Source organism: Falsigemmobacter intermedius (assembly GCF_004054105.1).
GTDB lineage: Bacteria > Pseudomonadota > Alphaproteobacteria > Rhodobacterales > Rhodobacteraceae > Wagnerdoeblera > Wagnerdoeblera intermedia.
The window spans coordinates 1-1,191 of sequence record NZ_SBLC01000145.1 but is presented as its reverse complement, the minus strand read 5'-3'; the positions used below and the strand labels follow the sequence as shown (position 1 = coordinate 1,191).

General features: G+C 57.6%; 1 pseudogene. It reads left to right on the top strand.

From position 1 onward, the window contains the following. Positions 1-553: 553 nt before the first annotated feature. A pseudogene (locus EP867_RS19665) lies at positions 554-1,191 on the top strand (IS3 family transposase); the annotation flags it as partial.

Genomic DNA, 1,191 nt, shown 5'->3' with positions numbered 1-1,191 from the left:
AGGCGGCGATAGGTTTCGCCGTCAAGAGCCAGCGTTAGGCGCTTTTCCCCTTCTCGATTCCTTACTTTTCTAGCTGGTTGAAGAGACACGCCGCGTTGCGGAATTCCTGGATAATGTTGCTTCGATCTGGGGCATTCGATCTTCGTTTACACTGTGGAGACCAGGCCAGCAGCCGGTTGAAGTGCCAACAATTGCAATGAGCCATGTGAAAGGTATTTGGATTTGCTGATCTCAAGATAGCTTGAGATCAAAATCTATCTCATTCCCGAGATCCCAAAAATTTGATCGTGTCCCATTGCATGGTGTAGCTTGTGACGGGCCTATGGCTTTGGCGCGTTCCGAGCTGATCAGCTTCTCTGCGCAACTGGCAGGCTGACGATGAGATCATCGCAGATTGGAGCCAGGGGTTTCTAGCGTCATGTAGCGGCCGCGCTGCACGGTCCATTCCTCGGTCTGCTCCATCAAGATAGAGGTGGTTCCGGCAATCTGAACAGCCGGGATAAGTGGATTTTCCGAGCAATGGCGGCATGATGCTGCAAGCAAGGAGAAGACCATGGCAAGACGACCACGCCGGAACCACAGCCCGGCATTCAAGGCGAAAGTGGCTGTGGCGGCGATCAAGGGCGAGAAGACCATGATCGAGCTGGCGCAGGAGTTCGACGTCCATCCGAACCAGATCAAACAGTGGCGCGATCAGCTGCTTGAGGGGGCGACGGGGGTGTTCGGCGAGGCCCCGAAAGCCGAGCCTGAGCCGACCATCGATGTGAAGACCCTGCATGCGAAGATCGGAGAGCTGACGCTGGAGAACGATTTTTTGTCCGGCGCGCTCGGCAAGGCGGGTCTGTTGGCGAGCGCAAGAAGATGATCGATCCTGCCGCGAAGCTGAGCGTCAGCCGCCAGGCCATCGTGCTGGGGATCAGCCGGGGAGCCGTTTACTACAAGCCACGCCCGGTGTCGGACGCCGATCTGAAGCTGATGCACCGGATCGACAAGCTGCACATGGAGTTCCCGTTCGCGGGCAGCCGAATGCTACAGGGACTGCTGGTTCAGGAAGGCTTCAAGGTCGGGCGGTTGCACGTTGCCACGCTGATGAAGAGCATGGGCATCGAGGCTCTGTATCGCCGACCAAACACCTCGAAACCGGCGCCCGGGCACAAGATCTACCCCTATCTGCTGCGCAAGCTGCCCATC